The organism is Brevibacillus sp. B_LB10_24, from assembly GCF_046036945.1.
GTDB lineage: Bacteria > Bacillota > Bacilli > Brevibacillales > Brevibacillaceae > Brevibacillus_C.
On sequence record NZ_JBJQOQ010000042.1, the window covers coordinates 14,407 to 38,728 of the forward strand.

The 24,322-nt window shown below is 53.1% G+C and carries 27 protein-coding genes and 1 riboswitch; of the genes, 18 read left to right on the forward strand and 9 right to left on the reverse strand.

Annotated elements, in window-relative coordinates:
- The first annotated feature begins 10 nt into the window (after window positions 1-10).
- From ACI7RC_RS24725 to prpE, 3 genes are all read left to right on the forward strand, one after another.
- Window positions 11-1,135 (forward strand): sensor histidine kinase, encoded by a 1,125-nt coding sequence (locus ACI7RC_RS24725; protein ID WP_408110845.1) that lies wholly within the window; start codon window positions 11-13, stop codon window positions 1,133-1,135.
- Window positions 1,132-1,761: a response regulator gene (locus ACI7RC_RS24730; protein WP_408110846.1), complete on the forward strand. Its 630-nt coding sequence runs from the start codon at window positions 1,132-1,134 to the stop codon at window positions 1,759-1,761. The genes ACI7RC_RS24725 and ACI7RC_RS24730 overlap by 4 nt, the downstream gene beginning before the upstream one ends.
- A gap of 103 nt (window positions 1,762-1,864) precedes the next feature.
- Window positions 1,865-2,695 carry a bis(5'-nucleosyl)-tetraphosphatase PrpE gene (gene prpE, locus ACI7RC_RS24735; protein ID WP_408110847.1) on the forward strand — a complete coding sequence of 277 codons (831 nt, stop codon included), beginning with the start codon at window positions 1,865-1,867 and terminating at the stop codon, window positions 2,693-2,695.
- A 1-nt stretch (window position 2,696) separates the two neighbouring features.
- Here prpE and ACI7RC_RS24740 read toward each other — a convergent pair whose 3' ends face one another.
- Window positions 2,697-3,464: an N-acetylmuramoyl-L-alanine amidase gene (locus ACI7RC_RS24740; RefSeq protein ID WP_408110848.1), complete on the reverse strand. Its 768-nt coding sequence runs from the start codon at window positions 3,462-3,464 to the stop codon at window positions 2,697-2,699.
- 147 nt (window positions 3,465-3,611) lie between these two features.
- Between ACI7RC_RS24740 and ACI7RC_RS24745 the strand changes: the two genes are divergently transcribed.
- Both ACI7RC_RS24745 and ACI7RC_RS24750 read left to right on the forward strand, forming a co-directional pair.
- Window positions 3,612-3,839, forward strand: coding sequence for a YneF family protein (locus ACI7RC_RS24745; protein WP_408110849.1), 228 nt, complete (start codon window positions 3,612-3,614; stop codon window positions 3,837-3,839).
- Window positions 3,840-3,860: 21 nt separating this feature from the next.
- Window positions 3,861-4,049 (forward strand): hypothetical protein, encoded by a 189-nt coding sequence (locus ACI7RC_RS24750; protein WP_408110850.1) that lies wholly within the window; start codon window positions 3,861-3,863, stop codon window positions 4,047-4,049.
- 184 nt (window positions 4,050-4,233) lie between these two features.
- Here ACI7RC_RS24750 and ACI7RC_RS24755 read toward each other — a convergent pair whose 3' ends face one another.
- Window positions 4,234-5,346 (reverse strand): GerAB/ArcD/ProY family transporter, encoded by a 1,113-nt coding sequence (locus ACI7RC_RS24755; protein WP_408110851.1) that lies wholly within the window; start codon window positions 5,344-5,346, stop codon window positions 4,234-4,236.
- 197 nt (window positions 5,347-5,543) lie between these two features.
- Window positions 5,544-6,314, reverse strand: coding sequence for a TSUP family transporter (locus tag ACI7RC_RS24760; protein ID WP_408110852.1), 771 nt, complete (start codon window positions 6,312-6,314; stop codon window positions 5,544-5,546).
- 244 nt (window positions 6,315-6,558) lie between these two features.
- Between ACI7RC_RS24760 and ACI7RC_RS24765 the strand changes: the two genes are divergently transcribed.
- Complete coding sequence (locus ACI7RC_RS24765) at window positions 6,559-7,167, forward strand: superoxide dismutase (protein ID WP_408110853.1); 609 nt, start codon at window positions 6,559-6,561, stop codon at window positions 7,165-7,167.
- A gap of 71 nt (window positions 7,168-7,238) precedes the next feature.
- Here ACI7RC_RS24765 and ACI7RC_RS24770 read toward each other — a convergent pair whose 3' ends face one another.
- Window positions 7,239-8,240 carry a metal-dependent hydrolase gene (locus ACI7RC_RS24770; protein WP_408110854.1) on the reverse strand — a complete coding sequence of 334 codons (1,002 nt, stop codon included), beginning with the start codon at window positions 8,238-8,240 and terminating at the stop codon, window positions 7,239-7,241.
- 198 nt (window positions 8,241-8,438) lie between these two features.
- Here ACI7RC_RS24770 and ACI7RC_RS24775 point away from each other — a divergent pair, with 198 nt between their 5' ends.
- Both ACI7RC_RS24775 and mutY read left to right on the forward strand, forming a co-directional pair.
- The gene (locus ACI7RC_RS24775) at window positions 8,439-8,759 is read left to right on the forward strand and encodes a hypothetical protein (protein WP_408110855.1); all 321 of its coding nucleotides are present in this window, start codon (window positions 8,439-8,441) and stop codon (window positions 8,757-8,759) included.
- Window positions 8,752-9,861, forward strand: coding sequence for an A/G-specific adenine glycosylase (gene mutY, locus ACI7RC_RS24780; RefSeq protein ID WP_408110856.1), 1,110 nt, complete (start codon window positions 8,752-8,754; stop codon window positions 9,859-9,861). Before ACI7RC_RS24775 ends, mutY begins: the two co-directional genes overlap by 8 nt.
- Window positions 9,862-9,925: 64 nt before the next feature.
- Here the strand turns inward: mutY and ACI7RC_RS24785 are convergent, their stop codons facing one another.
- On the reverse strand, window positions 9,926-10,087 hold the full coding sequence (locus ACI7RC_RS24785; RefSeq protein WP_408110857.1) for a YrzI family protein: 162 nt from the start codon (window positions 10,085-10,087) through the stop codon (window positions 9,926-9,928).
- Between the two features lie 1,279 nt (window positions 10,088-11,366).
- Between ACI7RC_RS24785 and ACI7RC_RS24790 the strand changes: the two genes are divergently transcribed.
- From ACI7RC_RS24790 to ACI7RC_RS24805, 4 genes are all read left to right on the forward strand, one after another.
- A complete protein-coding gene (locus ACI7RC_RS24790) occupies window positions 11,367-11,780 on the forward strand; it encodes a GNAT family N-acetyltransferase (RefSeq protein ID WP_408110858.1) in 414 nt (137 codons plus the stop codon).
- 53 nt (window positions 11,781-11,833) lie between these two features.
- Entirely contained in the window at window positions 11,834-12,370 is a 537-nt protein-coding gene (locus ACI7RC_RS24795) for a DUF402 domain-containing protein (protein ID WP_408110859.1), read from the forward strand.
- 109 nt (window positions 12,371-12,479) lie between these two features.
- Entirely contained in the window at window positions 12,480-14,282 is a 1,803-nt protein-coding gene (locus ACI7RC_RS24800) for an ABC transporter ATP-binding protein (protein WP_408110860.1), read from the forward strand.
- Window positions 14,283-14,406: 124 nt separating this feature from the next.
- On the forward strand, window positions 14,407-15,618 hold the full coding sequence (locus ACI7RC_RS24805) for an MFS transporter (RefSeq protein ID WP_408110861.1): 1,212 nt from the start codon (window positions 14,407-14,409) through the stop codon (window positions 15,616-15,618).
- A gap of 66 nt (window positions 15,619-15,684) precedes the next feature.
- Here ACI7RC_RS24805 and ACI7RC_RS24810 read toward each other — a convergent pair whose 3' ends face one another.
- The 3 genes from ACI7RC_RS24810 to ACI7RC_RS24820 form a co-directional block, all read right to left on the reverse strand.
- Entirely contained in the window at window positions 15,685-16,365 is a 681-nt protein-coding gene (locus ACI7RC_RS24810) for a zinc metallopeptidase (RefSeq protein ID WP_408110862.1), read from the reverse strand.
- A gap of 209 nt (window positions 16,366-16,574) precedes the next feature.
- The gene (locus ACI7RC_RS24815) at window positions 16,575-16,715 is read right to left on the reverse strand and encodes a hypothetical protein (RefSeq protein ID WP_408110863.1); all 141 of its coding nucleotides are present in this window, start codon (window positions 16,713-16,715) and stop codon (window positions 16,575-16,577) included.
- A 65-nt stretch (window positions 16,716-16,780) separates the two neighbouring features.
- Window positions 16,781-18,076, reverse strand: a complete 1,296-nt coding sequence (locus ACI7RC_RS24820) for a glutamate-1-semialdehyde 2,1-aminomutase (protein ID WP_408110864.1) — start codon at window positions 18,074-18,076, stop codon at window positions 16,781-16,783.
- A gap of 158 nt (window positions 18,077-18,234) precedes the next feature.
- Here ACI7RC_RS24820 and ACI7RC_RS24825 point away from each other — a divergent pair, with 158 nt between their 5' ends.
- The 4 genes from ACI7RC_RS24825 to ACI7RC_RS24840 all read left to right on the forward strand — a co-directional run bounded on the left by ACI7RC_RS24825 (window position 18,235) and on the right by ACI7RC_RS24840 (window position 21,871).
- On the forward strand, window positions 18,235-19,245 hold the full coding sequence (locus ACI7RC_RS24825) for an ABC transporter ATP-binding protein (protein ID WP_408110865.1): 1,011 nt from the start codon (window positions 18,235-18,237) through the stop codon (window positions 19,243-19,245).
- Entirely contained in the window at window positions 19,238-20,032 is a 795-nt protein-coding gene (locus tag ACI7RC_RS24830; protein ID WP_408110866.1) for an ABC transporter permease, read from the forward strand. The genes ACI7RC_RS24825 and ACI7RC_RS24830 overlap by 8 nt, the downstream gene beginning before the upstream one ends.
- Window positions 20,033-20,034: 2 nt before the next feature.
- Complete coding sequence (locus tag ACI7RC_RS24835) at window positions 20,035-20,823, forward strand: ABC transporter permease (RefSeq protein ID WP_408110867.1); 789 nt, start codon at window positions 20,035-20,037, stop codon at window positions 20,821-20,823.
- 68 nt (window positions 20,824-20,891) lie between these two features.
- A riboswitch (FMN riboswitch) is annotated at window positions 20,892-21,041 on the forward strand.
- A 227-nt stretch (window positions 21,042-21,268) separates the two neighbouring features.
- On the forward strand, window positions 21,269-21,871 hold the full coding sequence (locus ACI7RC_RS24840; protein ID WP_408110868.1) for an ECF transporter S component: 603 nt from the start codon (window positions 21,269-21,271) through the stop codon (window positions 21,869-21,871).
- Window positions 21,872-21,929: 58 nt separating this feature from the next.
- Here the strand turns inward: ACI7RC_RS24840 and ACI7RC_RS24845 are convergent, their stop codons facing one another.
- Window positions 21,930-22,559, reverse strand: a complete 630-nt coding sequence (locus ACI7RC_RS24845) for a helix-turn-helix domain-containing protein (RefSeq protein WP_408110869.1) — start codon at window positions 22,557-22,559, stop codon at window positions 21,930-21,932.
- A 200-nt stretch (window positions 22,560-22,759) separates the two neighbouring features.
- Here ACI7RC_RS24845 and bcp point away from each other — a divergent pair, with 200 nt between their 5' ends.
- Window positions 22,760-23,227 (forward strand): thioredoxin-dependent thiol peroxidase, encoded by a 468-nt coding sequence (bcp, locus tag ACI7RC_RS24850; RefSeq protein WP_408110870.1) that lies wholly within the window; start codon window positions 22,760-22,762, stop codon window positions 23,225-23,227.
- A 30-nt stretch (window positions 23,228-23,257) separates the two neighbouring features.
- Window positions 23,258-24,310, forward strand: a complete 1,053-nt coding sequence (locus ACI7RC_RS24855; protein ID WP_408110871.1) for a M42 family metallopeptidase — start codon at window positions 23,258-23,260, stop codon at window positions 24,308-24,310.
- Window positions 24,311-24,322 lie beyond the last annotated feature (12 nt).

A 24,322-nucleotide genomic window follows, 5' to 3' on the forward strand; every position in this document is an offset into this window, starting at 1 on the left:
GGCGTCTCACATGGCTCGTCAAAGCAGACTTGGAAGTATACAGTGGAAGTTCGTCAAGCAATTTGTCTGGCTCAGCGCCGGGATTGTCACCGCGATCTTTGCCGTGCTGTTTGCCGTTGTCCACTACCTTCGGACAAGCACACAGCTATCGCAGCTGGTTAGCGATTATCTCGGCGTACAACTGCCGGAGTCGATCAACTGGGGCCTGGTCTCCGGCCTCTTTTTGCTCGCGCTGTTGACGGCGGCCGTGGTCGGGATTGCAGGCGGCTACGTGATCGGCAACCTGCTGAAAAAGCGCTTAAATACACTGCGTCAGGCGACGATGAACCTAGAACGCGGCCTGCTCTCTTATCGGCTCCCGGAGCTGGGCACGGATGAAATCGGGGAGATCGGCTGGCAGTTTAACCGGATCGCGGAGAAGTGGGAGGATCAGGTGGCTTCCCTGCAGCGCCTGTCCAATCATAACGCCGCATTGGGCGAACAGGTAAGGCATGCCGCTGTAGTGGAAGAGCGGCAGCGTCTGGCCCGCGAACTGCACGATGCCGTCAGTCAGCAATTGTTTGCCATCGCGATGACGACTGCGGCGATCAAACGTATGATGGAGCAGAACCCGCAGCGGGCTATGCAGCAGATTGAATTGGTAGAGGAGATGGCAGCAGCGGCGCAGGCGGAAATGAGGGCATTGCTGCTGCACCTTCGCCCGGCAACGCTGCAGGACCGCCCGCTCCGCGAGGCCGTAACGGACCTTCTGGAAGAGCTGACCCAGAAGCACCCGATCAATATCACCTGGGAGCTGGAAGAGATTGAGGACCTGCCGAGCGGAATTGAAGACCACCTGTTCCGGATCCTGCAGGAGGCCTTGTCCAACACCTTGCGCCATTCACAGGCGGACAAGATCGAAGTGAAGCTGTTTACCTTAAGAGAGCAGGTCCGCCTGCGGGTCAGCGACAACGGGATCGGGTTTGATCCGGATGATGAAAAGCTGACCTCGTACGGCCTTCACTCCATGCGCGAGCGGGTAAACGAGATCGGCGGCAGCCTGGACATCATCTCGTCAACCGGGACGGGGACGCAGATAGAGGTGCGGATACCGCTGGTGATGGAAATCAATCAGAAGGGGGGAGATCAGCTGTGATTCGAGTGTTGTTGGTGGACGACCATGAGATGGTTCGGATGGGACTGGCAGCCTATCTGTCTACAGAGGAAGGAATCGAAGTCGTTGGCGAAGCTTCCAGCGGCGAGGAAGGGGTGCGGATGGCAAACGAGCTGATGCCTGATGTCATCATCATGGATCTGGTCATGGAGGGGATCGGCGGAGTCGAAGCGACCCGCAGGATCCGGGAGACATGCCCCTCCTGCAAAGTGATCGTGGTTACCAGCTTTATTGATGACGAAAAGGTGTATCCGGTCATTGAGGCCGGCGCTTTCAGCTACCTGCTGAAAACCTCTCGCGCCTCCGAAATCGCCCGGGCCATCCGGGCGGCAGCGGCCGGCGAGCCTGTCCTGGAATCACGCGTTGCCGGCAAGATCATGGCCCGGTTTCGACATGGACACGAACAGGCGCCGCATGAGCAGCTGACCCCGCGGGAATTGGAAGTGCTGCTTTTGATCGGTCAGGGGAAGTCAAATCAGGAGATCGCAGACCAGCTGATCATCGGCATTAAAACGGTAAAGACGCATGTCAGCAACATTCTGGCCAAGCTCGGGGTGGAGGATCGGACGCAGGCGGCCATCTATGTGCATCAGCACAATCTGAAGTAAGGCCTGCTCCTGTTCGCCGGGAGCGGCATGCGGCCCTTGGCGGGCGTATGTTCAGTTGGAACTGCGGCAATCCTAATAGGAACACGATAGAGAGAGGGATTCGATGAAGGCAGTCCCGCGTAAGCGTCCGTTTATCCTGCATGCGGACAACGGTGTAGATGTAATTGGTGACGTGCACGCCTGTTACGGGGAATTTATAGAGTTGGTCCAACGGCTCGGCTACCAATTCAACGAAAAAGAGAATACATATCGGCATCCAAAGGGACGCAAGCTGCTCTCGCTCGGCGACATTACCAGCAGGGGGCCCGATTCGATCAGCATGCTTCAGTTCTTTATCCGGCATGTGGAGGCCGGCTTGGCGGAGATGGTGGACAGCAACCACGGCTGGAAAATTGCTCGTTGGCTGGACGGCAGAAGGGTCAATCTGGCACATGGCGACGAAAAGGTAGAAGCGGAATTTCGCGCCTATTCCCAACAGTACGGGGCGGCGAAGGCCGACAGTCTGCGGGAGGCAAGCCGTCGTCTGCTCTTCGCCGCCCCGTCGCATCTGCTGCTGAAGCGAAATGGCAAGGTGCAGGCGGTGGTGGTGCACGCCGGAATTCGGGACGATTACATCGGAAAAGAAGGGTCGGCAATTTCCAATTTTTGCCGATATGGAGACGTGTCCGGGATCGCTGCCGACGGCCGGCCGATTCGCCTTGATTGGACTCGGCAGCACCGCACCAGTGAACTGATTGTCTGGGGACATGATCCGCGGCCGCAGCCAGAGCGTAAAAACAATACCCTGAATATCGATCAAGGATGCGTCTTTGGCGGTCAGCTTACGGCATACCGGTTCCCCGAAGACGAGCTGGTCGGCGTTCCCGCGAAAGAGAACTACTCCGGACTAGCCGACACGCCGCTTACCCGCTATAAACAGGAAGAGAATGTGTGAGTCATGAATGACTGCCGTTCGACAGTTTCTCGTAGAGACGCTTGAGCACAGTCGCCTCTGCCCACAGCGGCAAAGGCTCGTCAATACGGCTGCGCCAGGTTTGATCGATTAAGAGTCCCTCGGCGTATAACCAATCGACCCCGTCCCGTTTCCATGCGGGAAGCGAGCTCCAATTAACGGGAACCGGGTCGGCCGCCGGCAGATTGGCGACGGGAGGTTTATACTCCTTGCCGACGAACTCCGTGAAGCCTCGCACGACAGATTCAGCCAATTTTTCCCAATTAATCTCCAGCAAGCTGGCATCAACGGGATTGTCGGCGAACCCGTACTCGAGAATGACTGTCTCGACACTTCCGGTTTCACGGTGCATAAAGTAGTAATCGAGCTTGGGATTGCCCGGATAGGTTCGGGTATAGACTCGGCGGGCAGGCATGCCGGCGATTTCCAGCTCCTCGATCAGCTGTTTGGCGAGGGCGGCTTGCGAGTATATGGAGTAAATCGCTTCGGCTCCGTGGCCGCCGCCGGAGTTGATGTGGTTGGAGATGCAATAGCGTGCTCCACTGTTTCGGACAATGGCCGTACGTTGGTCGCTTGAGAGTGTAGTATCTGTCGTCCTGGTCAGGGTCGCGGGTATGTTCAGTTCCTGAAAGCGGCGTGCTTGGTATAAGGATATTTGCAAAGTCTTATCCTTTTCCTTAAACTTCGCGTTGGAACCGCCCCCGGGATCCAGGCCACCGTGGCCGGGGTCGATGATAAGCAGTGGACTCATTTATATCACCTCTGATTTAGCAGTATGCAAGCCTGCAGGAAAATGTATGGTTGGAAGTACCTACTTCGGGAAAAAACGACGTGGACAGCATGGTCTGGTATGGTAAAATGAACGGGACAGATTGAAGAAAAGGATGGTTGCACAGCTATGGCATGGAATTGGATTATTCCGATTGTTACCTTAATCATCGGCTTGGTGGGGGGCTTTTTTGGAGGCACGTACTACCTCAAGCAGCAAATCAGCAAGATGCAAATGGATGAGAAGCAAATTCAGGCGATGGCTCGCTCTATGGGTGTCAATTTGAACCAGAAGCAGTTGAAGCAGATGAGCCGAAACATGAAGAACGCAAAAATGCCCTCCAAGTTTTCCAAATAAAGGGGTAGAGGGGTGCAAAGCGTGGGATCTACGCGGTTGCGTTACACCATGATCGGTTTTATCGCCGGGGTGCTGCTGATGTACATGCTGCAAAACTCATCGGTTGGAACCGGTACGCGGTTTGCCCTGCCTGTTTACGGGGTGGGCATTGGACTTTTGATTGACGGAATGATCCTGCGAGTCAAGCAGCGGAAAGGCAAAGATGAATGACAGCGACGGTGAAACACCAGTCCGGCCGGGACGGTCGGATCGTTTCCCGGACACTTTTCAAGGGGGCACTTGCCGGTCGGCGGCAAGTCAGCCGCCTTTTCTTACTGAATCAGAAAGTATAAACTTCAAGGATTCGCTTTCCTGATTCAGCAAGAATAACCTACCGCTATAACGCGGTCGCTCATCATTGAATTGGCCTCGATAGAGGTTTTCTTATTTTCCGCAGAAAAGCAACCGCTACCAGACATAATGGGAACAAGACGCTGTAAGTCATATCAAAAAGCGGCCAATAACTTGCAATTACCTCATTGTAGTAACTGATATTCGGGGAAATGATAGACGCCAGCGCAAGCAAAATCATGCCCATAGGCAAAATGAGCGCACGGTATTCCTTGAGTGTCAGCAGCTGAGCCAGACCGATAATGAAAGCCAAAAAGTATACCGCGATCTTAAAATAGGTGGTGAGAATCCAAAAGAAGGCGAGAATCGCTTCTACCCGCTGAAAAAAATGGCCGATACTGATCTTTTTGGCTAAGGCATAGGTCGGGTATAAATGGCGTGCCGTAAGCTCGGGGCCAAGAACCATGATGGCTAAAACCATAACGACGATCAAAACAACGCCTCCCAGCATTGCCCCGCATAAAAACCTCTTTGTTACTTTATCCGTTTGTTCTACATAAGGAAGCACCATCAAAAACACGACAAGCTCCATAAACGGAAAAGCCGTGAAAGTAATGGACCCGCGAATGATGGGTTTCATCCCTTCTTCAAGGATCGGGAGAATCCTTTCCCCATGGGCCAGCGGGAGGATTGCCACCAACGGAATCAGGAACAAACTGACGAGTAAGGGGATAAAGATTTCCCCTGTACGGGCGATTGCTTCCAGGCCAAGCCAGGAACCGAGTACGATAATGTAGAGAAATAGAATGTGGATTGCTGCATACGGTGTTTTCGTCAATATCTCAGTGGTCATAAAATCACCGATCTCCCTGATGTGGGCAGCTGCTGAGAGAAAAAGGTAACCCAGGAACAGCAGGGATACCGCTCCTCCGAGCCATTTTCCGAGGATGATTCGGCTGGATTCAATGAATGTCAAACGAGGCTGCAAGGCCCAGGCCTTGCAGAGGAGATAGACAATAACCAAGCCTGCGGCCAATCCGACCAGACCGGAAATCCAGGCGTCCTGTTTTGCTACAAGAGCAGGAACCGCGGGCAGCACCAAGATGGAATCGCCTATAGTAATCAGTACTGCCAGAACGGTAAACTGACGCAAACTTATTTTAACGTCATCGAGCATCGGGCCTCACCTTATTCCTCGTTTTGACATGCGAAGCAAGCAGCATATCTAGTATTCCTAAGAACGCTGGTAAACACTCCGAAGAATGCTAAATCATTCCATCCCCAAAGGAGTATTGCCCATGCCGGTATAAGTGAGAATTCAGCTAAAATGGGTTCCGCAAGCTTTTTCAAAGCGGGAGGCAAGGAGCGATCGCTTCAGTGGGTGAACATCAATTCGAATACCATTTTGCCCATAAGTGACAGGGAGACGATCAAGAACAGCGGCCGGACGTAGCGAACGCCGGTTTTCACCGCCATGCGGGCGCCGAGCGTCGCCCCGAACAGCATCGCGGCCCCCATCGTCAGGCCGGTCAGCCAGACAACTTTGCCCTGCAAAAGAAAAACCCCCAAAGCGGCAATATTGCTGGCGAGGTTGAGGATGCGGCCGTTCCCGGCAGCGACGACAAAGTCATATCCAAACAACAGGACCATCATAAAAACGAAGAAGGAACCGGTGCCGGGACCGAAAAATCCATCGTAAAAGCCGATGAGAAACGTCAGCGGGATTCCCCAGCTCAGGGTAAACGAGGTGAGACCCTTAAATTCCGGATTGCGGCCAAATTTTTTGTTGAACAGGGTGTACACAAAAATGACCGCCATCATGAAGAGGACAAGCCCTTTTAAAATATCCTGGGGCACGAAAAGCACTGTTTTTGCGCCAAAAAAAGCCCCGGCAAAGGAGACGGGAAACAAGTACAGCATCAGTTTTTTATCAAACTTCCCAAGCCGGATAAAGGTGAAGGAGCTGGTTGCCGACGACATCGTGCCGGCCAGCTTGTTTGTGCCGAGGGCCAGATAGGCCGGCATGCCGAGTCCCAGCAGTGCTGGCAGGGAGATCAGTCCGCCGCCGCCAACACAACTGTCGATGAATGCAGCGATAAATCCGAATAAGGCCAGGAGCAGTACAGTAGATACGTCTAATTCCACGAATGATCACCTGATTTGTACGAGTTTGTTTGATGAGAGTGAATTTTATTTTACTTTATTAAGTCTAGCACGCCTTACCCTGTTTTCAAGAGAATGTTCAAAAAAAAGCAAGAGTAAAGAACTTCCAGAACAAAGTGCTTCTTTCCGATACTTTCAAAACTCTTTTGTTGCGTTAGTCACAGGGTTGGGGTATAATAGTCCGTGGAAGCAATAACCAATCTTACATACCAAGGAGGAGTTTATCATGGCATACCAACTTCCTGCTTTGCCTTATGCATTTAATGCACTGGAACCGCATTTTGACGCACAGACCATGGAAATTCACCATGATCGCCACCACGCAACCTACGTAAACAACCTGAATGCAGCACTCGAAGGACATGCTGACCTCGCGTCCAAGTCCATCGAAGATCTGATCAGCAACATGGATGCAGTACCGGAGGCGATCCGTACAGCGGTCCGCAACAACGGAGGAGGCCATGCCAACCACTCCATGTTCTGGGAAATCCTCAGCCCGAATGGCGGCGGTGCTCCGACTGGCGCACTGGCTGACGCGATCAACAGCGCATTTGGCAGCTTCGACAACTTCAAATCCGAGTTTGCCAAAGCAGCTGCAGGCCGTTTTGGTTCCGGCTGGGCTTGGCTGATCGTAGACAACGGCAACCTGGCGATTACTTCCACGCCAAATCAAGACAACCCGCTGATGGAAGGCAAAAAGCCGGTTCTGGGTCTGGACGTATGGGAGCATGCTTACTACCTGAAGTATCAAAACAAGCGCCCTGACTACATCGCTGCTTTCTGGAATGTCATTAACTGGGAAGAAGTAGGCAAGCGTTACGAAGCTGCCCGCTAATAGAAGATAAACAGGCAAAACCCGCTCCTGCATTTGCAAGGGCGGGTTTTTCACATTTTGCCAAAGGGGTTTTACCCGAGTTGGATTTCCTTTTCCGGATCAAGCTTTTTCGCCAGCTGCTCTTCGCCGCGATGGATCCAGCCGGTGAATGAGTCGCGAATCTGCCCCTCCTTATCCAGGTAAACACAAGCGACCAACATGTAGTGGCTCCGCCCCAGATTGCGGGCCCGGTAGCGCAGGTCGAACCACCTCACCTCGTAACCGAAGCTTTGTTCGCGCACTTCTACGTGGGCGAGGCTGGTAAAGTACAAAAACGATTGTACTTTTTTATCTGCCTTGGCCGCCCTTATCCATTCATTTTCCGATTTGATCGTAAACGTGTCCAGGACGATCGATTCGGTTCCATGCACTTCCCCGACGTACCAACGGGCGGCTGTCTTGACGACAAACGTCCACTGGTTCAGTGATATGGTCGGGATGATGGTGTATTCACCTTCGACCTTGAGCGAACGGACCACAGCTTCGGTTGCCCGCTTGTGCATGCGGTAGCGGAGGTAGTAATACCCGGCGATCAGCAGGTAGATGTACATGAATACTTGCCCGGGTTGGGCGCCGGACATCCATAGCATAAAGCCGACCAGGTGGGAGCCGAAGATGAACGGATCAAATATGAAGATCCAATTTAGCGCTATCCATTTTTTGCTAAAAGGAGAAAGGCCTTGTGTGCCGTATGCATTAAACAGGTCGACGAATACATGCAGACAGACGGCTAAAAAGATCCATGCCAACAGATGTCCCCAGTACGCTTGGGTCATAAAGGATTGGATGAAAAGAAAGATGGCCGTGGTCCAAAGAAACAGGGCGGGAATGGAGTGGGATACCCCTCGGTGATTGCGAATGTAGGCGGAACTCCCGAGCAGGCGTGTTAGGCCGTCGAGGTCAGGTGCCTGCGACCCGATTACGGTTCCGAGCATGACAGCTTCAGCCAAACCGGGTGTGGCTGCGACTACGGGGTCAAGATGAGCCAGAGCGGCCAGACCGAATCCCATCGCAAAATGTGTGGCGGTGTCCAAGCGGTGAGTCTCTCCTTTCATCCGGACGTAATGTGGCGATTATTTTTGCCGATTCACTTCTTATTATAACGATTCAGCGGTGAGAATTCCGCTGCTTTGCAAAAAATCGTTTCCCCTGTCTGGTTTTTGCAAACCTGTACTTGCCGCGTGAAGTTGAGGTGGTAAGATGAAAGGGAGTCAATTGGGAGGTTGAGCGGCATGCTGACGATTTTCATTGAGTATAAAATAGCGGATGGGAAAAGGGAAGAGGCAATAGGAGTGATAGCCGAGATGGAGCGGCAAATACAAAGCCGGGGCGGCATGAACTACCGCTTTTTTGAAGGATTTGACCAGCCCGGCTTGTTTGTCGAGATGTTTGAGGTGGCTGACGAGTCGGCCTATCGCGATATCAAGCAATGGCGGACAGCGGGCGGACCGCTGGAAGACTGCATCGCAGGCGGATCCGCTAAAATCCACGTCTGGGCCTTTCAACCGATAGAAGTGAAACAACAGGAGGAGAAGCGAAGAGGCGATGGCTAGGAAAACGACAGGAAGACCGGCAGTGAAGCTGCCAGATGAATTTCACGCTTTTGGGTTTCACCAAGATTTGCTCGCTTGGTACGACCAACAAAAGCGGGATCTGCCATGGCGGATCAACAGCGATCCCTATCGGGTCTGGGTGTCGGAAATCATGCTGCAGCAGACGCGGGTAGAGACAGTCAAACCGTACTACGAGAATTTTATGCAGCAATTCCCCAATGTGGAAGCCCTCGCAGATGCGCCGGAAGACCAGGTGCTGAAGGCCTGGGAAGGGCTCGGTTACTACTCGCGGGCCCGCAACCTGCAGGCTGCCGCCCGTCAGGTGAAAGAGGAGTACGGCGGTTACGTCCCTGACACGATCGAGGAGATTTCTACGTTAAAAGGAGTCGGCCCCTATACAGCCGGAGCTATTTTAAGCATTGCCTACGGAAAACCGGAGCCTGCTGTCGACGGCAATGTCATGCGGGTCTTTTCCCGCCTCTTGTACATGGAAGACGACATCGCCAAGCCTTCCACCAGAGTGATCTTCGAAGAGCTGGTACGCCAGACGATTCCTGCCGATAGAGCTGGGGACTTCAACCAGGCGCTGATGGAGTTGGGGGCGTTAGTCTGCGTGCCTCGCAATCCCCAGTGCCTCACTTGTCCGGTCTTCGACTACTGCCTGGCCCGCAGGGAAGGCGTTCAGGATAGGCTGCCGGTCAAAGGAAAAGCGAAGCCGCCGCGGCCTGTACACTACCTGGTGGCTGTCGTGCGCCGGGGAGACGAATTGCTGATCAGCAGGCGGCCTGAGCAGGGCCTGCTCGCGGGAATGTGGGAGTTTCCGATGGTGGAGGCCAAGCCCCGCCTGGACCCGGCGGACCTGCTGGAAGAGGTGCTGCAGGACCGCTACGGGATCACCGCTGCCTATGGCGGAGAGCTGACCCGCGTCCAGCATACATTTTCCCATTTGCACTGGGAGCTGGACGTGTATCTGTACGAGTACGAAGCGGGCGCCGTCACCGCTGATTCCGCCAGGTTCGTTCCGCAGGACGAGCTCCAGGCCTACGCTTTTCCGGTCGCCCATAGTAAAATCATTCAAGCCCTGATAAAAACAGCTGATTAATAGCAACCGGCTCCCCGTTTGGCGGGAGCCGGTTTTTTAGTGAAGGCTTCTCGAGAAGCTTTTCTTACAGTCTGGTACAGTATCCAGGATATTCGGCAGCCTGGCGATACCGCTTCGCTTCCAGCTCCGCGATCGCCTTCTCCTGTAAAAAGGATTGCAGCTTTTCCTGAGAGCTTTTCCGTTTGCGCTCAATAACAATGGTAAAAAAGATCATTGGGATTCGCATGGAAAGCCTCCTCTCATGTATAAGTCACTAGTCAGTCAGGTTCCGTCGATCGATTTTACTCCTGTGAATCTCATCAGTTGGCGTCGGTATTTTGGTCTCATACGGCATTCCTCCTTCTTTGTTCAGGTGCAAAAGGTACATGAATACTCCCGCCACTTACCATCGCTGAGGCTCTGTTTGAAGTGGGGGTTTCTGGTGTATCAATCGTTCTACCGAATGTGTAACACCAGTGGAGTTGACACGTTGACGGACTGACTACCGTCCAACCCCTCTATCCCATGTGCCGAAGCNAGTGGGGGTTTCTGGTGTATCAATCGTTCTACCGAATGTGTAACACCAGTGGAGTTGACACGTTGACGGACTGACTACCGTCCAACCCCTCTATCCCATGTGCCGAAGCGGTTGGGACTACTTTTCGCAGAAATACATGATGCCCTTATTAGATGCAGATTTGTAACGTTTAGTACATGATCATCCGGTTTGGTTTCACCTCCTTTCGATAGAACATTTGTTCCCCTCCTCTTTTTTTATTTTACCAAATTTTGTCCGAAAGTGGTAGGCTTTTTTGCTCCACTTCACGAACCTGCTAAGCAAAGCCAGTATTTCAAAAGGATGATGTCACCGACTGATCTTCACTTAGCCACTTGGGCGCTTGAAGAGGGGGCCTCAACGGTGGGTATGATAGAAAAAGACCGCAGAATGGAATAATCCTACGGCCTTCATCTAAAAAAGGGTATAGAAAAACCGTAAGCAGCAACACGCCACCTACGGTTTGATCACGTTTCACACGTATATCTAAAATGGGAATGCGTTAAAAGCATACCCACCGGTCGGAGGAAGTGCTGCCATATGAAATTGGTCTGATTGGCCGATTCATGTTCATATGTCGTTCCTCCCTTCAAAGTATATATAAGATATCATATGGCAAAAAATTCCCTGTGTAAAGATATTTTTGAAAACAAAAGCTTATTTTTTTTTTCAGGAATGCCTGGCCTATTCATGTCCAGGGGCAGCAGAGAAATACGGTACATACAGAAATAGCAAAGCGTTGTTATTTTGTGTCCGTGAAGAGGCTAAACTAAGAAGGAAGACAGGCATTTTTCCCGCAGAACCCAATTGCAGCAGCCTTTGGCTGAGCGGACATGGCCGGACGCTTTTCACACGTAACCCGGAGAATAAAACAGTCAGACCGGCGAACGCATTGATTCGCCCGCGCAGAAGACAAACTGTTTCTTGTGGTGTACAATAGAATGAGAAGCCAGCTAAGGAGGCCTTACTGATGCAGATCCGTTCATTTCGCCTCGGTGACTACGCTGCAATAACTCGTATTTGGCAAGAAACCGGCCTCAATGAGACAGAGTCGGAGACGTTTGATGCCCTTGCGAAACAGCTCGCTTGGGACAGCGAACTTGTGATGGTTGCTGAGCAAGATGGAGAAGTGGTGGGAGTCGTTGTCGGAACGATCGACGGGACACACGCGTACTTTTACAGGCTTGCCGTCCGCCCGGACCTGCAGGGATCGGGGATTGGGCGACAACTGGTACAGGCGATCGAGACCCGGTTCCAACAGCGCGGGGTAAACAGGGTTCTGATTATGGTCAATCAAGAAAACCATAAGGTACTGCCGTTCTATCGCGCGCTTGGCTACGAAATGCAAAAATATGTTACACTTTCCAAAAAGCTCTCTTCGTGAGAAACTGGCGCGTTTCCTCACTATAGATAGAGAAGAGAAGAAAGGGGAGAGTCATGTCGCCAGCACCTGGAACAACAATCCGCATTGAAAGCTATAAACACGATCAATCCTTGCATCGTTCTTGGGATAAGACTACCTTGATCCATACGAGTGATGCGGTGGTTATCGGGGGCAACGACCGGGTAAAGGTAACAGAGTCGGACGGGCGTGAGTGGCGAACGCGCGAACCGGCGATATGTACATTTGGCCGGGGGCAGTGGTTCAATACGATCGCGATGATTCGCGACGATGGCATTTACTACTATTGCAACATCGGCTCCCCGTTTAGTTTAAAGGGAAATCTGCTCAGCTACATCGATTACGACCTGGATGTAAAAGTGTATCCTGACTTGACCTACTCGATTCTCGACGAAGAAGAGTTTGCACTTCACAGCCGCAAGATGAACTATCCGCCGCAAGTGACGGAGCGGGTGCGTCAGGCTGTACAAGAGGTGATCGATTGGGTTCAAGCGAGGCGCGGTCCATTTCAAAACGGGTTCGTCGAACGGTGGTACGAGCGGTACCTGCTCGTGCGAGTCGACGAAGGATAAATCCTTCTCCCGGAATTCCGGGGGAAGGATTTTTTCTAATGTCAGGGAGACAAAGCGGGAGGAAAGGTGTAAAATCGAATAATCGAGGCTTTGATAGAGGGGGGATGGCATGAAGAGCATCAAGCGCTATCTGGCCTTTGTAAAGCCGTATTCCAGCAAGATTCTGCTGACGATTTTGATCGGAATCCTGAAGTTCGGAATACCGCTGCTCATGCCTTTGATCCTGAAATACGTCATAGATGACCTGCTTCCCGGCAATCTGTCAACGGATGAAAAGCTCCGACAGTTGTTTTGGTTGATGGCTGCTGCGATCTTCGTGTTTACGGTAGTCAGGGCTCCCGTGGAGTACTGGCGGCAGTACTACGCTCAGTGGGTGTCCAGCCGTATCCTTTACGATATCCGCAATCAATTGTTCTCCCATATCCAGCGCTTGTCGCTGCGCTACTACAACAACCATAAGGTGGGGGAAGTGATCTCCCGCGTCATAAACGATGTCGAGCAGACCCGGAGTTTTATCGAAACAGGGTTGATGAACATCTGGCTCGACTTGATCACGATCAGCTTGACCGTCGTGATCATGCTGACCATGGACGTCTCCCTGACGCTTGTCGCACTGATCGTCTTCCCGCTGTATGCAATCGCCGTGAAATTTTTCTACAAGCGGCTGCGCCAGCTGACACGGGATCGTTCGGCGGCTTTGGCCCAGGTACAGAGCCATTTGCACGAGCGGGTCAGCGGAATTTCCATCATCCGCAGCTTCGCTTTGGAGAAGCATGAAGAAAAACAGTTCGACAAACAGAACAAACATTACCTGAACAAGGCGATGGCGCAGACAAGTTGGAATGCTTACACCTTTTCAGTAGTCAATACAGTGACTGACATCACTCCGCTGCTCGTCATCGGTTATGCCGGCTATCATGTCATTGGCGGCGATCTGTCTGTAGGGACGCTGATTGCGTTTTACGCCTACCTGGAGCGCCTATACACACCGCTCAGGAGACTGGTCAACTCGTCTACGACATTGACGCAGGCAACGGCGTCGATGGATCGAATGTTTGAGTTCATCGATGAAGAGTACGACATCCAGGATCGGCCAAATGCCGGAACGCTGCCGGTTGATCCGGATACGGGCCGGATACGCGGGGAAATCCGCTTTGAGGATGTCTCATTCCGCTACCGCGACCAGGGCGAGATGGTGCTAAAAGACATCAATCTAACCATCCACCCCGGCCAGACAGTGGCGCTGGTGGGCATGTCAGGGGGCGGGAAGTCCTCGCTGATCAGCCTGGTGCCCCGTTTTTGGGACGTGACTGAGGGGCGGATTCTCATAGACGGAGTGGATGTTCGCAATGTACAGCAGCAAAATCTGCGCAGCCATATCGGTATGGTTTTGCAAGACAACATCCTGTTCAGCGATTCCGCCAGAGCCAACATCCTGATGGGCCGGCCGGACGCCTCCGAAGATGACGTGATTGCTGCGGCAAAGGCTGCCAACGCTCATGACTTCATTACGGATTTGCCGGACGGCTACGACACCGAGTTGGGAGAACGCGGCGTCAAACTCTCCGGAGGCCAGAAGCAGCGGATCGCGATTGCCCGCGTGTTTTTGAAAAACCCGGGAATCTTGATTCTCGACGAAGCCACATCCGCTCTTGACCTGGAGTCAGAGCACATGATTCAGGAGTCGCTGTCTCATCTTGCCAAAGGGCGGACGACAATTATCGTCGCCCACCGGTTGTCGACGATTACCCACGCAGATGCCATCGTGGTCTTGAAAGAAGGACAAATTGTGGAAATGGGAACACATGAAGAGTTGTTGGAGATGCAGGGTGCATACTATTCGCTGTGGAGTGTACAGGATTTTAACACGACGGCACAGGAAACGCCGTTGGAAGAATACGAGCATTGCTAAGAACTGGGCATGTACCGGCTGAATCTAAGCCGGTGCATGCCCGGAACTGTTTGCCACTCTTGGGCTGCTGAGATCGCGACGGCAGCTTTTTGCATTTTGGTTGTTTGGTTTGGAGGGATGCTGCATGGAAATATGGAAGCGTAATTTATTTGTCATATCGTTTGCCCTGTTTATTGTCATGTCCGCGATGAGCATGGTGATGCCGTTTCTGCCCTTGTTTATCCAGGAGGAGCTCGGCGTGGAGGACCCGCATCAGGTAACCGCTTGGGCTGGCATCGTCTTCGGAGCCAATTTTCTGACGGCAGGATTGATCTCGCCGCTGTGGGGCAATCTGGCTGACAAGTACGGCCGCAAAATCATGATTTTGCGCTCCGGCTATTGCATGTCGGTAATCATTGCGCTGACCGGATTGGTCGGAAATGTTTGGCATCTCTTGGGATTGCGCCTATTAAACGGCACTGTCGGAGGGATTATTCCCGCCGGGACGGCCTTGGTCGCCTCGGCAACGCCAAAAGAAAAGGTAGGCTGGGCGCAGGGAGTCCTGCAGTCATGTACCGTTGCGGGAACGATTATGGGACCGCTTTTTGGCGGGCTCTTGGCCGATATCATCGGTTACCGGCTGATTTTCGTCATCACCGGTGTCCTGGTGCTGCTCTCGACGATTTTGGTGACGGTTACCGTCAAGGAAAACTTTACACCGCCGCCGGCACGTGAGCAGACCAGTGTGCGCGAGGATGCCAGGCTGATCTTTTCGACTCGGCCGCTGCCAGCCCTGTTCCTGGTTACCGTGATGATTCAGTTTGCGCTCTTAAGCGTCAATCCGGTGCTGCCGATGTACGTAAAAAGCTTGCTCGGGTCGCCCGATCGGGTGGCGTTTTACGCCGGTTTGGTCACGGCCGCGATGGGGGTGGCCAACGTCATCGCTTCGCCTCAACTGGGCAAACTGGGGGATCGCTTTGGCTCGCAAAAAGTTTTGTTATTCTGTCTGATCGCATCGGCGCTGATCTTCATCCCGCAGGCCATGGTGACACAGGTGTGGCAGCTGGTGGTGCTGCGCTTCCTGCTGGGGATGTTTATCGGGGGCCTGCTGCCGTCCGTCAACTCGCTTTTGCGCAGGGCGACGCCGACCCATATGATCAGCCGCGTTTACGGCTTCAACAACAGCTTTCTCGCCTTCGGGAGCATGCTTGGACCGACGATTGGCGGTCTTTTAGCCGGTTATGTGAGCTTGAAAGGCGTGTTTTTGATGACGGGCCTGCTGCTTTTGATCAACTCCGGCTGGGTCGCATACAGTTTGTGGCGGCAGCCGCTGCCCCGCGACGTCAGTCCGATGTAAGCCAAGGCCTTCCATAAAAAAGAAAGGCCTGTTCCCGTAAGCGGGCCAGACCTTTCAAAATGGTTATTAATCCCTGTTGTTGGCGAAAATCATTACGAACTTCAGCAGCTGCAAGACAGAGATTAATGCTGCTGCCACGTACGTGAGCGCCGCGGCGTTTAACACTTTGCCGACGCTTTCTTCTTCGGCGTTGCGGATAAAGCCCATCTGTACCATCACCGTCCGAGCCCGGCTGCTGGCGTTAAATTCCACCGGCAGGGTGATGAGCTGGAAGGCGACTGCGGCACTGAAGAAGATAATGCCGAGCAGTACCAGATTCATCCAGTTCATCAAAAATCCGGCGATCAACAGGATGGGAGCCATTCCCGAGGCAAAATTGACCACGGGGAAGATGTAGTGTCTGGCCACCAGCATCGGGTACGCCACTTTGTGCTGGATCGCGTGGCCCACCTCGTGGCAGGCGACCGATACGGCAGAAATGGAGCTGCCGGAGAAAACCGGGTCTGACAGGCGAACCGTCTTGGAAATCGGATCGTAGTGGTCAGTCAGCGTACCGGGAATATGCTCGATCGGAATGTTGCCGAGCCCATTTGCATCCAGCATCCTGCGTGCCGCTTCAGCGCCGGTCAAACCGGTCGATACGGGAACCTCGGCAAACCGGTTGAACGTCGAATTGACCCGAAACTGAGCCCAGAGCGACAATCCAAAGGCAATGAGAATCAGAAAGTCCATCGGGTGGAAAAACATACAAAATCAACTCCTCGTCCTCAATCTATCTTGTATCCAGGATTATATGGCAAACAAAAGATCTGCGGGGTAGTCCCACACAATCAATAATACGCGAAAACAACATATAAGTTTCATCTTATTTGAAAGATTTTTTGTTCAAATTGTGAAAAGGAAAACAGGAGCACTCCCGTATCGGGAAAGGGCTCCTGTTTCTTCATGCAGGCATCCTAACGGTCGTGCCGCTGTGTTTTGTGTTGCTCGGTCAAGCGCGGGTTTTGAAACCCGACGACCTCCATCATTTTCGAGCTCATCTTCGAATCCAAGGTCTTCTCAGGTGCTTGCGGATACGTTTTTTCGCCTTTGGACATGGGGTACCTCCCGCGACGTATTTGCGCTTATGCGGCGTCATTGATAGTATGGCCGCAAGCAGCTGTTACCCTAGTTGTAGTTTTTGGAACGAACGCTCCACGGCGGCGATCGTCTCCTGGATGTCCGCTTCGGTATGGGCCGTCGTGATGAACCACGCTTCGTATTTGGATGGGGCAAGGCAGATGCCTTCGTCAAGCATCAGGCGGAAGAAGCGGCCAAAGAGCTCTCCGTCGGCATTCTGTGCCCCGTCGTAATCGATGACAGGCTGATCGGTGAAGTACACCGCCAGCGCTCCTTTGATCCGATTAAGCTGAATCGGGGTTCCGTACCGCTTGGCAGCAGCCCTGATCCCCTGCTCGAGCAGCCCGCCGAGCCGGTCCAGCTCCTCATAGACGCCAGGCTGCCCCAGGACCTCCAGGCAAGCGATCCCGGCCTGGATCGAGGCTGGATTGCCGGCCATTGTTCCCGCTTGGTAAGCAGGCCCTAGCGGCGCCACCTGTTCCATAATTTCGCGCCGTCCGCCATAGGCGCCGATCGGCAGCCCGCCGCCGATGATTTTCCCCAATGCGGTCAGATCGGGTTCTACACCCAGCAGGTTTTGCGCCCCTCCGTAGCAGAAGCGGAATCCGGTGATGACTTCATCGTAGACGACCAGCATCCCGGCTTCGTGGGCGATGCGGTTTACCGCCTCGAGAAAGCCGGGGCGGGGAGCGACAATCCCAAAATTGCCGACGATCGGTTCCACCAGCACGGCTGCTGTTTCGCTGCCCCAGCGTTTGACCGCATCGGCAAAAGCTTCTGCGTCGTTAAACGGCACGGTGATCACTTCGTCGGCGATGCTCTGCGGGATGCCGGCGCTGTCCGGTATTCCCAGCGTCGACGGGCCGGAGCCGGCGGCAACAAGGACGAGGTCAGAGTGGCCGTGGTAACAGCCGGCGAATTTCATGATCTTGGTTCGTCCGGTGTAGGCACGGGCGACACGAATGCAGGTCATTACTGCTTCTGTGCCAGAATTGTTAAAGCGGATGCGCTCCATTGAGGGAATCGCTTCCCTGATCATCCGGGCAAACTGTATCTCCCACGGGGTAGGTGTGCCGTACAGTGTGCCGTTTTCCGCCGCCTTCGTGATCGCTTTGGTGATGTGCGGATGGGCGTGTCCCGTGATGATCGGCCCGTATGCGGCCAGGTAATCTATGTAGCGGTTGCCGTCCACATCCCAGAAATAGGCGCCGTTTGCCTTTTCCATCACGACCGGAGCGCCGCCGCCTACTGCTTTAAACGAGCGGGACGGGCTGTTCACGCCGCCGACGATCACTTCGAGGGCCTGTTCATGCAGCTGGGCAGACCTGTCTCGATTCATTATGCATTCCTCATTTCCTTCAAAAAATTCATTCCTTATCATAACACACTTTGCTGTTTTCCTTTTTTTCCTGCACATTCAATTTTGCAGAAATGGTCGTACTCATATAAACTAGCTAATGGATTCACAAAAAATCACAATGAAAAGGACGTGCAGTGATGATCAAAGTCAGTCAGCTGCAAAAAGTTTTTCGCATTCATCAAGCGCGATCCGGGTTAGCGGGAGCATTTCGCGACTTGTTCAATCGCCAATATAAAACGGTAAAAGCAGTCGACGGCGTCTCCTTCCAGGTGGAGGAAGGCGAATTTTTTGCCTTGATCGGTGAGAATGGAGCGGGTAAATCGACGACCATCAAGATGATGACCGGGATCCTGACGCCAACCGATGGCGAAATCACCATCAACGGCTTCATCCCGTATAAGCAGCGTGAGGATTACGTCAAGTCTATCGGAGTGGTCTTCGGCCAGCGCTCCCAACTGTGGTGGGACCTCTCGCCGACAGAGTCGTTTCGCCTGCTTCAGCGCGTGTATAAAGTTGAAGGGGAGGACGGGAAGCGCTGGCTGGATCGCCTGGTAGAAGAGCTGGACATCGGCGGATTTATCAACCAGCCTGTCCGCAAGCTCAGCCTGGGCCAGCGGATGCGCTGCGAGATCGCTGCGTCCTTGATCCACAAGCCCAGACTGCTGTTTCTCGACGAGCCGACCGTGGGACTGGATGTGCTGGTGAAACAGAAAATCCGGGAGTTCTTGCGCAACCTGAACGAGTCGGAGCGGACGACGATTCTGCTCACCACCCATGACGTGTCCGACATCGAGGCCTTGTGCAAGCGCGTGATCGTGATGGACCAGGGGAAACTCATTTTTGATGGAATGCTGAGCGATTTAAAAGAAAAGTGGGGCAACGGAACCGAGATCGCATTTCAATTCAAACACCGCATTCCTCTGGAGGAGCTTCGCAGTCTGCTTGGCGAGTATCCGTGCGAGCTGTTTGCGGAAAACGAATACGCGGTCCGGGTCAAGCTGCAGCGCAGCAGGGAAATGCTTCCGCTCGTGCTGTCCACCGTCATGGCCTCCTATGAGGTAAGCGATGTGAAGGTGATGGAGTCGAGTACGGAGGACATCGTCCGCAATATTTATTCGGTCGACAGCGGGGTTGCGGTCAATGGTTAAATTGTATGCAGAACTGATTCGCATCCGCTTTTTGACGCTGTTGGCGTACCGGGTGAACTACTACAGCGGGATTATCATTTACGGAATCAATATCGGGGCGTACTACTTTTTGTGGGGAGCCATCTACGGCGATCAGCAGAGCCTCGGAGGCATGACCGCGGAGCAGATGACGGTATATGTCGCGATCGCCTGGATGTCGCGGGCGTTTTACTTTAACAACATCGACCAGGAAATCGCCCAGGAGGTCCGTGAAGGAAAAGTGGCCATTGAGCTGATCCGCCCCTACAACTACCTGTCAGTAAAACTGGCCCAGGCCCTCGGCGAAGGGATGTTTCGCATGTTGTTTTTTGCCGTTCCGGGCATGATTCTGGCCGGCTTGATTCTGCCGATACACTTTCCGCCGACACTGCAGCACTGGGGCGTCTATTTGCTCAGCTTGCTGATGGCCTTTATCATCAATACGCAGATCAACCTGCTGACCGGCATCCTGACCTTTTTCCTGTTTCGCAACGAGGGCATGATGCGGGCTAAACGGGTGGTTGTCGACCTTTTGTCGGGTCTGATTTTGCCGATCAGTTTTTTCCCTGTCTGGGCGCAGACCTTGATGGGCTTCCTGCCGTTTCAGGCAATCAACTACTATCCGAGCAAAATCTTTTCCGGAGCCATAGCGATGAGTGATGTGGCGGGTGTGCTCTGGCTGCAGTTCGCCTGGATCGCGATCCTGTACCTGCCGATTACCCTGTTGTGGCGCCGCGCACGACGCAACCTCGTGGTGCAAGGAGGTTAGTGATGAAACAGATCGTCCGTTTGTTCAGCGATTACCTCAGCCAGTATTTCAAGACACGCCTGGCGTATCGGGCCGACTTTGTCGGAGATTTTCTCTCGAACCTGGTCTCCGAGTTAATCAATCTGGTATTTATCGTGGTCGTCTTCCAGCATGTCTCTTTGCTGAAGGATTGGAGCCGGGACGAAATCATCTTCATTTACGGTTATTTTCTGATCCCGTTTGCGCTCTTCTCCATGTTTTTCGGGTTTTGGGACTTTAACGAACGCTACATTATCCGCGGGGAAATGGACCGCATCCTTACCCGTCCGGTGCACAATCTGGCTCAGGTCTGCCTGGAATCCATGGCGCCAGACCGGATCTTCGGCATCATCACCGGACTGTTGATCATGGGCTATGCCGCAATCCGTCTGCACTTGTCGTTCACCTGGTATGACATCCTGCTGTTTATCCTGCTGGTCATCAGCAGCACGCTCGTCTATGCAGGGGTGTACACGGGCATCGCCGCGATCAGCTTCTTCTCTGATTCGCGGACCGGCATCTCGCCGATGATCTTCAATATTCAAAACTATGGCCGTTACCCGGTCGACGTATACAACAAGGCGATTCGCATTACGCTGACCTGGATTTTGCCCTTTGCGTTCGTCGGAACTTATCCGGCCGCTTACTTTTTGCGCAAGGAAATGTGGTACACCTACACCATGCTGACGCCTGTTGTTGGCATCGTCTTCTTCGCGATCGGCTTGTCGGTGTGGAACTGGGGGGTAAAAAAATACCAGGGAGCAGGTTCGTAGAGGGCAGCAGCACTCTCTTCCCTTGCCAAAAACCCGGCGGAGCCTTATAATGATTTTCGTATAACTAAACATTCCTTCGGGGCAGGGTGAAATTCCCGACCGGCGGTGATCACTTCGGTGTAAGCCCGCGAGCCCCTCGTCCGCAAAAAAAGCGGCAGGGTGCAGGATCTGGTGCGAATCCAGGGCCGACAGTACAGTCTGGATGGGAGAAGGATGACGACAGTGCGTTTATTGACGTGCTTGTTTGCTTGTGCGAATGGCATGAGCGGCAGTGGGGCTGGCCTGAAAAGGCAGACCTTTGGTTCGCCGTGCAGTCGCAGTCAAGAGATGTCGTGTGTGCCCTGGAGACGAATTTTTGTCTTCAGGGCTTTTTGCATTCGACGGCGGGCCGTCTGAACGATGCTGTTGCCATTCCTCAGAAGGAAAAAAATGAGGAGATGGTCGCATGCAGCAACAACATCTTTACCCGCAGCAGATGATGCAGACCAAGAGGTTGGTCTTCATATCCTTGCTGTCTGCAGTCGCTTTTGTCTTGATGTACCTGGAGTTTCAGGTGCCGTTGTTTCCCACCTTCCTGAAGCTGGACCTCAGCACGCTGCCCGGCTTGTTGGGCGGACTTGTGTTCGGACCGGCGGCCGGATTGACGATTGAGTTGATCAAGAATGTTCTGCACCTTCTGTTGAAAAATACCGATGGTCTCTTGATCGGGGAACTGGCCAACTTTCTTGCCGGATCCAGCTATATTCTGGCTGCGGTCTGGGTGTATCGCAAGCGCAGCAGCAAGGCCGGGTTTGCCCTTGGATTGTCGCTGGGAACCCTGTTGATGACCGTCATCATGTCGGCTGTCAACTACTACCTGCTGATTCCCGCTTATGCCGTGTTGTACAACATGTCGGTACCCGACCTGCTTGCCATGTTCCACATGAGCAGCTTATGGTCACTGATCATCTACGGGATTGCCCCGTTTAACGTAATCAAAGGGATCGTGATCGCGCTCATTGCCGCACCGATCCTGATGAAGATCATGCCGCACCTGCGGGCCAAATAAAAGAAAGGGGAGCAGCCGCGACAGGCTGCTCCCCTTTCTTTTGATCTTGTGACCTGCTTTACTTGATGGCTCTATTCAGCTGGGACATTTCCGCAAACAGCTTCTCTTCCGCCGGGTCGGCTGCCGTCAGCGGGAATAAGATGTTCAGGTACTTGAATTTGCGCCTGCCTTCCCCGTTCTTCAATTCCTTGTACTTGTCCAAAATTCCGCCAATTTCAGCGATGATCTGGTTGCGCTCTTCTTTGGTCAAATATAGCTCGCCTACGTCGAAGGCAAAGGTATCGGAATACTCCTTGCGCACGTCGACATCGCTTGCGACGAAACGATTGATCGTTCTGAGCAGGTCCTTTTCCGTCGTGCGGATCGGCGAGAGCATCACATCACCCAGCTGCTGTGCGTTCTCCTCGATCATGACCCGCAGGTTTACCTGTATGACTTTCGCTACTGGCTGGTAATACTTTTCAATAATCGATCCTTTTATCCTGGTGTCCACCTGTTCGAGCAGACCGACGCGCAGTAATTCTTTGACGTGGTAGTGGAGCCTGGCGGCATTTTCCCCCAGCTCCGTAGCAATTTGCTTGGCTGTCCGCGGTTCTAAATCTTCAAATAACTCAAGGATCTTGACACGCTCCGGAATCGCCAGCGACTTGAGGGCTTCAGGATCTGACACGTATAAAAACTCTTTCACTTATTCATTCACCATCCGTTTTATGCACAGTTGATCAGGAGTGCTTATTTTTAAAATTCGTTTACATTTTTTTATTTTTCATTTTACCCTTTTAACCGGGTAAAGCGCAATGAAGAAGTTGGAAACATCCGGTTTACTTTCGGGACAGACAAACTTTTGTTAAAATAAGACAACAACGTTAGCGAAGGAAGGGATAATACATGATTACAGTAGGTCAAGAGGCACCGGCTTTTTCGCTGCCGGCAAGCAACGGCGAAACGATCTCGCTTGATTCCCTGCGGGGGAAAAACGTCGTGCTGTATTTCTATCCGAAGGACATGACTCCTGGATGCACCACCGAAGCATGCGATTTCCGCGATTACCATCCCGAATTTGAAAAATTGGACACCGTCGTATTGGGAGTAAGCCCTGATGACCTCAAATCCCATGACAAATTCATTGCCAAACACGATTTGCCGTTCGTGCTGCTGGCCGATACCGAACACAAGGTGGCAGAGGATTACGGTGTATGGACTTTGAAAAAAATGTACGGAAAAGAATACATGGGCATTGAACGAAGCACGTTTCTGATCGACAAAGAGGGAAAAATCGCCAAGGTCTGGCCGAAGGTGAAAGTAGCGGAACACGTTCAGGAAGTACTTCAGTACATCAAAGAGCATCTGGGTTAAGACCCGGGTCGGCAGAGGAGGAATGATTCGATGAGCCTGTCCGTGGATTACATGATCGAGACGTTTGCCAAGCTCGCCCGAATTCCCAGTCCTTCAGGAAATACGGGTAAGGTGATGAAATGGGTAGAGCAAGAACTGAAGCGATTGGGCATAGGTTACACTGTCACCAATAAAGGGGCGATTCTCGCTACCCTGCCTGGGAAGTGCGACGAGCGGCAGCGTCTGCTCTCCGCTCACGTGGACACATTGGGAGCGATGGTGAAGGAGATCAAGGCTAACGGCCGTTTGCGCATGACGATGATTGGCGGCTTTGCCTGGAATGCCGTTGAGGGGGAGTACTGCGAGATCGAGACAGGAGATGGCCGCGTCTACACCGGGACGATTTTGACGACCAAGGCATCCGTTCACGTCTACAGCAGAGAGGCTGGCAAAATGGAGCGCACCGAAGAAGTGATGGAGGTGCGTCTTGATGAGCGGGTGAACAGCAGGGAGGATGTGCTGGCGCTGGGCATCCAGGTGGGGGACTTCGTCTCCTTCGATCCGCGGGTGACGATTACGTCCAGCGGTTTTGTCAAGTCCCGCCATCTGGATGACAAGGCGAGCGCAGCGATTGTATTTGGCGTTTTGGCCTATCTGCGCGAAGCAGGCATAGAGCTGCCCTTTACCACTCATTTTCTCATCAGCAACAATGAAGAGATTGGCTACGGCGGCAACGCCAGCATACCGGAGAAGACTGTGGAATACCTGGCTGTCGATATGGGAGCGATCGGGGAGGGGCAGGCTACCGACGAATACTGCGTCTCCATCTGCGCCAAAGACTCATCCGGCCCTTACCATTACGGCTTCCGCAAGCGTTTGACCCAATTGGCGGAGGAAAACGGCATCTACTACAAAGTGGACATTTACCCGTTTTACGGTTCTGACGCCAGCGCAGCACTGCGGGCCGGTTTTGACATCGTCCACGGCTTGATCGGACCAGGGATAGATGCCTCCCATTCCCATGAGCGGACACACTGGGATGCCTTCGAGAATACGGCCAAACTGCTGCTCGCCTATCTTGCGTCCACTGAGCTGGCCGTGTGAGGGGGGCAAATC

Excerpts from the sequence above, each read along its gene's own strand:
- ACI7RC_RS24810 (WP_408110862.1), bottom strand. The coding sequence starts at position 16,365 with ATGTTTTTCCACCCGATGGACTTTCTGATTCTCATTGCCTTTGGATTG.
- prpE (WP_408110847.1), top strand. The coding sequence starts at position 1,865 with ATGAAGGCAGTCCCGCGTAAGCGTCCGTTTATCCTGCATGCGGACAAC.
- ACI7RC_RS24840 (WP_408110868.1), top strand. The coding sequence starts at position 21,269 with ATGCAGCAACAACATCTTTACCCGCAGCAGATGATGCAGACCAAGAGG.
- ACI7RC_RS24825 (WP_408110865.1), top strand. The coding sequence starts at position 18,235 with ATGATCAAAGTCAGTCAGCTGCAAAAAGTTTTTCGCATTCATCAAGCG.
- mutY (WP_408110856.1), top strand. The coding sequence starts at position 8,752 with ATGGCTAGGAAAACGACAGGAAGACCGGCAGTGAAGCTGCCAGATGAA.
- ACI7RC_RS24740 (WP_408110848.1), bottom strand. The coding sequence starts at position 3,464 with ATGAGTCCACTGCTTATCATCGACCCCGGCCACGGTGGCCTGGATCCC.
- ACI7RC_RS24755 (WP_408110851.1), bottom strand. The coding sequence starts at position 5,346 with ATGCTCGATGACGTTAAAATAAGTTTGCGTCAGTTTACCGTTCTGGCA.
- ACI7RC_RS24795 (WP_408110859.1), top strand. The coding sequence starts at position 11,834 with ATGTCGCCAGCACCTGGAACAACAATCCGCATTGAAAGCTATAAACAC.
- ACI7RC_RS24775 (WP_408110855.1), top strand. The coding sequence starts at position 8,439 with ATGCTGACGATTTTCATTGAGTATAAAATAGCGGATGGGAAAAGGGAA.
- bcp (WP_408110870.1), top strand. The coding sequence starts at position 22,760 with ATGATTACAGTAGGTCAAGAGGCACCGGCTTTTTCGCTGCCGGCAAGC.
- ACI7RC_RS24835 (WP_408110867.1), top strand. The coding sequence starts at position 20,035 with ATGAAACAGATCGTCCGTTTGTTCAGCGATTACCTCAGCCAGTATTTC.
- ACI7RC_RS24745 (WP_408110849.1), top strand. The coding sequence starts at position 3,612 with ATGGCATGGAATTGGATTATTCCGATTGTTACCTTAATCATCGGCTTG.
- ACI7RC_RS24830 (WP_408110866.1), top strand. The coding sequence starts at position 19,238 with ATGGTTAAATTGTATGCAGAACTGATTCGCATCCGCTTTTTGACGCTG.
- ACI7RC_RS24820 (WP_408110864.1), bottom strand. The coding sequence starts at position 18,076 with ATGAATCGAGACAGGTCTGCCCAGCTGCATGAACAGGCCCTCGAAGTG.
- ACI7RC_RS24765 (WP_408110853.1), top strand. The coding sequence starts at position 6,559 with ATGGCATACCAACTTCCTGCTTTGCCTTATGCATTTAATGCACTGGAA.
- ACI7RC_RS24855 (WP_408110871.1), top strand. The coding sequence starts at position 23,258 with ATGAGCCTGTCCGTGGATTACATGATCGAGACGTTTGCCAAGCTCGCC.
- ACI7RC_RS24815 (WP_408110863.1), bottom strand. The coding sequence starts at position 16,715 with ATGTCCAAAGGCGAAAAAACGTATCCGCAAGCACCTGAGAAGACCTTG.
- ACI7RC_RS24790 (WP_408110858.1), top strand. The coding sequence starts at position 11,367 with ATGCAGATCCGTTCATTTCGCCTCGGTGACTACGCTGCAATAACTCGT.
- ACI7RC_RS24800 (WP_408110860.1), top strand. The coding sequence starts at position 12,480 with ATGAAGAGCATCAAGCGCTATCTGGCCTTTGTAAAGCCGTATTCCAGC.
- ACI7RC_RS24785 (WP_408110857.1), bottom strand. The coding sequence starts at position 10,087 with ATGCGAATCCCAATGATCTTTTTTACCATTGTTATTGAGCGCAAACGG.
- ACI7RC_RS24725 (WP_408110845.1), top strand. The coding sequence starts at position 11 with ATGGCTCGTCAAAGCAGACTTGGAAGTATACAGTGGAAGTTCGTCAAG.
- ACI7RC_RS24805 (WP_408110861.1), top strand. The coding sequence starts at position 14,407 with ATGGAAATATGGAAGCGTAATTTATTTGTCATATCGTTTGCCCTGTTT.